This is a genomic window from Halovivax sp. (assembly GCA_007119345.1).
Classification (GTDB): domain Archaea; phylum Halobacteriota; class Halobacteria; order Halobacteriales; family Natrialbaceae; genus Halovivax.
In genome coordinates, this window is the sequence record SKPV01000086.1 from 1 (window position 1) to 5,473 (window position 5,473).

The 5,473-nt window shown below is 68.2% G+C and carries 7 protein-coding genes and 1 pseudogene; 3 read left to right on the forward strand and 5 right to left on the reverse strand.

Annotated features, from left to right (window positions below; genetic code table 11):
• The first annotated feature begins 52 nt into the window (after positions 1-52).
• The 3 genes from QZT59_RS05955 (at position 53) to QZT59_RS05965 (ending at position 1,494) form a co-directional block, all read left to right on the forward strand.
• On the forward strand, positions 53-382 hold the full coding sequence (locus QZT59_RS05955) for an ArsR family transcriptional regulator (RefSeq protein WP_290812747.1): 330 nt from the start codon (positions 53-55) through the stop codon (positions 380-382).
• A gap of 282 nt (positions 383-664) precedes the next feature.
• Complete coding sequence (locus QZT59_RS05960) at positions 665-967, forward strand: UPF0175 family protein (RefSeq protein ID WP_290812750.1); 303 nt, start codon at positions 665-667, stop codon at positions 965-967.
• Positions 964-1,494, forward strand: coding sequence for a hypothetical protein (locus QZT59_RS05965; RefSeq protein WP_290812753.1), 531 nt, complete (start codon positions 964-966; stop codon positions 1,492-1,494). Before QZT59_RS05960 ends, QZT59_RS05965 begins: the two co-directional genes overlap by 4 nt.
• Here the strand turns inward: QZT59_RS05965 and QZT59_RS05970 are convergent.
• The 5 genes and pseudogenes from QZT59_RS05970 to QZT59_RS05990 form a co-directional block, all read right to left on the reverse strand.
• Complete coding sequence (locus tag QZT59_RS05970; RefSeq protein WP_290812755.1) at positions 1,472-1,852, reverse strand: hypothetical protein; 381 nt, start codon at positions 1,850-1,852, stop codon at positions 1,472-1,474. The genes QZT59_RS05965 and QZT59_RS05970 overlap by 23 nt on opposite strands.
• 94 nt (positions 1,853-1,946) lie before the next feature.
• Positions 1,947-2,132, reverse strand: a complete 186-nt coding sequence (locus QZT59_RS05975) for a hypothetical protein (protein WP_290812758.1) — start codon at positions 2,130-2,132, stop codon at positions 1,947-1,949.
• Positions 2,133-2,370: 238 nt separating this feature from the next.
• Positions 2,371-3,753, reverse strand: a complete 1,383-nt coding sequence (locus QZT59_RS05980) for an ATP-binding protein (RefSeq protein ID WP_290812761.1) — start codon at positions 3,751-3,753, stop codon at positions 2,371-2,373.
• Positions 3,754-4,247: 494 nt separating this feature from the next.
• Complete coding sequence (locus QZT59_RS05985) at positions 4,248-4,523, reverse strand: hypothetical protein (RefSeq protein WP_290812765.1); 276 nt, start codon at positions 4,521-4,523, stop codon at positions 4,248-4,250.
• Between the two features lie 183 nt (positions 4,524-4,706).
• A pseudogene (locus QZT59_RS05990) lies at positions 4,707-5,473 on the reverse strand (hypothetical protein); the annotation flags it as partial.

The window sequence follows — 5,473 nt, forward strand, 5'->3', positions numbered from 1 at the left end:
CGAACACGGTGCACGCTCGACGCACCGCCGATCCGGTAGCGGGTGATCCCCCGTGAGACGCCGCCGTCCGCCGGACGTCCTGCTCCTCGCGGCGCTCGCCGAACGGGGACGAAACGTCGCGCCGAACCTGGCCCATCACACGGGAAAGAGCCGAAAGAACGTCAACGCCAGACTCCCCGTCCTCGCGGACGACGGCCTCGTCGACACGGTCGGCCCCGTCGAGCACTTCGACCGCTACGAACTCACCGACCTCGGCGAGACCGGACTCGTCCACCGCGACCGCTACGGCGAGGTCGACGACCGTCGATCGCGTGGCCGATCGCGGCTGACTCGTCGATCGGTAATCGCGTGTTCGTCGGTGAGCGGGACTCGACTCGAGTAGCGCGGTCGCCAGTCGCCGGGCTTCGGACGAGGCGCGTGCGTCGGCGGCGTTCGTCGCGCCGATATCGACCGGCTCGAAGCCGTCGAACGCGTCGAATCGCCGTTTCACGACCGCGGCGCTGATCGTCCGCTCGTCGTCGATCGCCCGTCGGATCGTCTCTGGGGGCGGATTTCGAGCGCCTCACGGCTCTCGGCCGGCGCGCTCACCGCTCCGCGCTCGGTGAACGCCGCCGTCTTCGATCGGCGAAACGCTTGTGTATTACGACGTGCTACGTCGTATACGATGCCGTCGATCAGCGCCCGGATCCCCGACGACGACGAGGAGGCCCTCGAGGAAGTCGCCGCGTTGCTGGACGAGGACAAGAGCTCGGTGATCCGGAAGGCGCTCCGCGAGGGGCTCTCGGATCTCCGGATCAGGGTCGCCGTCGAGCGGTACCAGACCGGAGAGATCTCGACGAACGAAGCGGCTCGCGTCGCCGGCGTGAGCGTCGCCGAGTGGCTGGAGATCGCTCGCGAGCGGAACCTCACGAGCCAACTGTCACCCGACGATCTCGCCGCCGACGCCGACCGTGCGCGCGAGCTATGACGTGGATCTACGTCGATGCGACGACGCTCATCGCGCTCGGGACCGTCGGCGAACTCGACCTCCTGTCGGCGTTTGCCGGAACGATCGTCGTCGTCTCCGCGGTTCGAGCGGAGGTGACGACCCAGCCGGCCGAAACGAATCTCGATCGATTCTGCGACCGGGACGACGTCGAGACGGCGATCGCGACGGACGAGGACTCGAGAGCGGAGCACGCCGAACGGGCGCGGTCGATTCTCGGCGCGTCCGATGTCGACGGTGACGTCGTGCTCGTCGCGGCCGTGCTCGCCCACACCGACGCTGACGAGCGAGTGGCCGTCGTGAGCGACGATCGACGGGTCCGGACCGTCGCGGGCGGGCTGGGAGCGACGGTGACCGGGACGATCGGCGCGATCGTCAGGGCGGTCGAGGCGGGGCTGCCCGAGGCCGAGGCGAAGACGATCCTCCGACGGGTCGACTCCCACGGCCTTCACCTGACCGCCGAGCTGCGCGAAACGGCGGACGAGCTCATCGAGGACGCTGGTGAGTGATCGACGACGGACACCGTGACGGTCCGGTCGGTCGGCACCGTCGGTCGGCGTCCGCGCCGTCCACGTAGTCGGGGACGCCGACGCCGCCCGCGTGGTCATCGACCGGGACGAGTTCGCCGCCCCCGACGAGGTCGGCCGCGCCGACGCCGCCCGCGTGGTCATCGACCGGGACGAGTTCGCCGCCCCCGACGAGGTCGGCCGCGCGGAGATCGACGCGTCGCTCGGGATCGCGTTCGCCGACGCCCGCGAGCGCTCGCCGAACGCTCGCCCGCCACCGTCCGGACGACCACGGATGACAGACCGATCCTGCGCAGCCGACCGCGACCTCGTTCGAGGGGCAGATTTCCGCGCCGTCCACGGCGTCCCGATCACTCCGTCCCGATCACTCCGTCCCGATCACTCCGTCCCGATCACTCCGTCCCGATCACTCCGTCTCGATCACTCCGTCCCGATCACTCCGTCTCGTCCCCCGCGTCGGTCGCGATGATCGTCTCCACCGCTTCCGGCCCGATCAGGATCGCGGTGAACGGCGCGAACGTGGTCAGCGGATCGCCGCCCTGGGAGACGACGGAGAACGCGAGCGCGGTCGCCGAGAGCTGGACCAGCGCCTTGGGCGTCTTGTACGTCTGCAGGGTCACGCCGAATCACCTCCGCAGGGCCACGTCGAGGGCGCGGTTGCGGTCGGCGATCGATTCCGCGAGCGTGGACGGAGCGATCCGGACGCCGTCGTCGAGTACGATGCGCCCGGCCGCCGCGTCTGCGGGTCGTACGGCGAGTGCAACGAACTGAACGGCCGACTGGTCGACTCCGACGCGAATCGGTTCCGTCGAGCGTCGTATTTGCTCGGAGTCCCGTACCGATCACGAACGCCCGTTCCTAGGCGTGTCGCGTGACGTCTTCGAGGTCGAACAGGCGCAGGTCGTCCCGCTCGGCGACGGCTTCCCGGACGGAACGTGTTGCACCGCTGCGCGTGAACAACGCGTATTCCGCGTCGGTGTCGCCGGTATCCGGCGTCCAGCGGATTTCCGACGCGTGGTCTTCGAGCGAGGAGAGCGCGCCGTAGTCGAGGGGCGCGCTGGTGAACTTGCATTCCCCGGCGATCATCGTCCCGTCGACGGTGAATCCGACGACGTCGACCTCGTGACCCTTGTACCACCAGCGGCCGACGTCCAGGAACGTTTCGTCCGGGTACAGGTTCGGGAGCGCATCCTGACAGAGCGCCTCGAATTCGTGACTCACGAAGTCCGGCAGCTCCGGTTCGATGATCGCCTCGTAGGCGTCCGCACCGAGGCGTTCGTATCGATCTTCCGCGCCGTAGACGAACCGGAACCAGAAGCGGAACAGGGGATCGAGGATTCGATAGCGGCCGCGCCGCGACGTCGCTTTGTCTTCGGTGATCGGAACGTCGCGCTCGACGAGCCGCAACCGTTCCAACTTCTTGGTGTACGAGGAAATCTGCTTGCCGTCGATTCCCACCGCCTGGGCGATCTCGTTCGACGTCGTCTTTCCCCCGGCTATCGCGGTGAGGATCGCGAAGTATCGATTCGGGTCCGTGAGCTCGGTCCGGAGTACGTACTCCGGTTCGTTGTGGAGGTACCCTTTTCGGGAGCACACCGCCTCTGTGAGGACGGTTCCGAGGTCGCGATCGAGATCGATCCCGTCGAGGTAGTACGGGACGCCCCCGAAGATGCCCCACGCGAAGAGACGGTCTTCGGGGGAGTAGTCGTCCGGAAGGAACGCCTGTGCGCCGGCAAACCCGAGCGGTCGGAGGTCGAGTTTGGCCGTAAACCGCCCGTACAGCGGACTGCTCCCCAGCAGCGTCGCTTCCTCCATCATGCTGATCGACGACCCCACCAGAACGAGCGTTCCCGCGGTCTGCTGGAGTCGCTGGTCCCACAGCCGCTGGATGACCGAGGGGAGACTCCGATCGGCGTCGATGAGGTACGGAAATTCGTCGAGGACGACGATCGCGTCGCGGTCGCCGAGATACCCCAGGAGCGCTTCCCAGTCCCGTTTGATCGTCTGTATCTCGGGGTACGTCTCGGCCGCGACGTCGACGAACTCGTCGAGTTGAACCTGCGACGTCGTTTCCGTCGCCTGGTAGACGACGGCGTCGTCACGGTCGGCGAGCGAGTGCTGGACGAGCTTTGTCTTCCCGAGGCGACGCCGGCCGAAGAGCACGACCAGCTCGGCATCGTCGGATTCGTAGCACCCTCGTAGCCGTGAGAGCTCGTCCTCCCTATTGACGAAGCGCTCCATATGCCCTCGTTCTCCTGTCAACCCATAAACCCTCCGAATAGCCAATTTCAAAATAGCCTAATTCAGAATAGGCTATTTGCGAGTTCCAATTGAGTTCGATGTGGGTCGAGGCCGTACCCTGAGGACTGGAAGGTGCAACCGGCTGCGAATCCGAGCGACTACGGGAACCGTTCTATACCCTCCTCCTTCGAGCTACGGGGTTCCGAAGCTCGTGTTTGCAGACGTTGGTCGTCGTACGGTGGATCGCGTCTTTCAGCAGTTCCCGTTCGCTGGTGTTCGCAACCGCGATCGAGGAACTCGTATCGGCCAGTATCGAGTGGCGAGTATCACTCGCCACTCACGAGAAGCGGAACGACGGTCGGAATCGCGTCGCCACGGTACGCCCGCCGCCGGCCGGACGACCACGGACGACCGCTCGATCCTTCGCAGCCGACCGCGACCCCGTTCGGAGGCGGGTTTCCGCGACGTCCACGGCGTCTCGTCACTCGTCGCGATCACTCCGTCTCGGCGCCCGCGTCGGCCGCGATGATCGTCTCCACCGCTTCCGGGCCGATCAGGATCGCGGTGAACAGCGCGAACGTGGTCAGCGGATCGCCGCCTTGCGAGACGACGTAGAACGCGAGCGCGGCCGCCGCGAGCTGGACCAGCGCCTTCAGCGTCTTGTACGTCTGGAGGGTCACGCCGAATCGCCTCCGTAGGGCCGCATCGAGCGACCGGTTGCAGTCGGTGATCGATTCCGCGAGCGTGGATGGTGAGTGCGTGATGGACATGGCATTCGTTCGGGCGGGAAGTGGTCGGTGAGCTTGGCTGCGAGTGCGGTCGTGGCCAACGGTTCGCTGCGCGTGCCGCGGCCGGTCGCTTCGCTGCGCGTGCCGCGGCCGGTCGCTTCGCAGAGAATGCCGCGGCTGGTCGGCGCCCCGTCCGTGCGGGGCCGTCGGCCGGGGGTCGCCGGGTTAGCCACCCGGATCATCCGGGGCGTCCCCCGGATCGGGCGGCTGGTCCCACGCCCACTCCCGCGTCCCGCCCGCGCCGGCGCCGTCGTCACCCCCGTCGGCGACCGCGGCGCTCGAAGAGGGCTCGCGAATCGCCAACGCCCACCTAGTAGGGCTAGAATAAGCGTCGGTTGGCGATTCCCGACTCGCACGGACGCCATCTCGCATCTCGCAGACGCCCGACTGCGCCACCCCGCGCTCGCCGTACAGCGTCGCGCCGTGGGCACCCGCCCCCTCGACCCGCTGGACCGGCCCCGGCTCGCCGTCTGCGCCCTCGGCGAGTCGCGCGAGCGTGGTGCGGACGTGCTCTTTCGAACATCCCGCGGAATCGGCGATCTCGCGCGCCGCGAGCGCCCCGGGCGCCGACCGGAGTTCCTCGACGATCGCCGCCTGGCGGTCGGTGAACACCCACTCGGCGCCCGGGACCCGGACGTCCGCGAAGCCGGCCGGCACGGCGTCCGTCCGGACGAACACCGTCGCCGCGTGCGCGGGATCGTCGGCGTTCCGGGCGTAGCGGCCGGCGGCCTGTGCGACGTGGTTCTCGCGAACGCTGGCGAGGATCTCGGCCGCCGTCTCGGCGTCCGGGCCGACGAAGCCGCGGCCGCGGGCGCGGTAGGCCGCGCCGTCCGCGTCGACGGCGGTCTCGACCGCCGCCTCCAGATCGAGCTCGGCCAGCGTGTCGAGGACGAAGTCGTCGCCGGGATCCATGCAGCCGTTGACGAGGCCGA

Bases quoted from the DNA above. Each gene is read 5' to 3' on its own strand.
- QZT59_RS05960 (WP_290812750.1), top strand. From the start codon at position 665: ATGCCGTCGATCAGCGCCCGGATCCCCGACGACGACGAGGAGGCCCTC.
- QZT59_RS05965 (WP_290812753.1), top strand. From the start codon at position 964: ATGACGTGGATCTACGTCGATGCGACGACGCTCATCGCGCTCGGGACC.
- QZT59_RS05980 (WP_290812761.1), bottom strand. From the start codon at position 3,753: ATGGAGCGCTTCGTCAATAGGGAGGACGAGCTCTCACGGCTACGAGGG.
- QZT59_RS05985 (WP_290812765.1), bottom strand. From the start codon at position 4,523: ATGTCCATCACGCACTCACCATCCACGCTCGCGGAATCGATCACCGAC.